General features: G+C 51.6%; 2 tRNA genes. Both read left to right on the forward strand.

The features are described from left to right. Positions 1 to 17: 17 nt before the first annotated feature. Positions 18 to 94: transfer RNA gene (locus ABOC97_RS23965), tRNA-Ile, on the forward strand. A gap of 109 nt (positions 95 to 203) precedes the next feature. Then, positions 204 to 279 (forward strand) — tRNA-Ala (locus ABOC97_RS23970). Positions 280 to 287 lie beyond the last annotated feature (8 nt).

Raw genomic sequence — 287 nt, forward strand, 5'->3', positions numbered from 1 at the left:
GCAGTAAAAATCTCTGCAGGCTTGTAGCTCAGGTGGTTAGAGCGCACCCCTGATAAGGGTGAGGTCGGTGGTTCAAGTCCACTCAGGCCTACCAAGTTCATCCTGATACTGCGTTGTGAAACGATTCGCATACTTCAGTATGCTTCGTCCTTCCACGCCTTGTCTCAGAATGAATTGTCGGTACAGAGATTAGTTTTTGCGATGGGGTTATAGCTCAGCTGGGAGAGCGCCTGCCTTGCACGCAGGAGGTCTGCGGTTCGATCCCGCATAGCTCCACCATCTTCTTT

This window comes from Kluyvera huaxiensis (assembly GCF_040149365.1).
In the GTDB taxonomy this organism is placed as follows: Bacteria; Pseudomonadota; Gammaproteobacteria; order Enterobacterales; family Enterobacteriaceae; genus Kluyvera; species Kluyvera intermedia_A.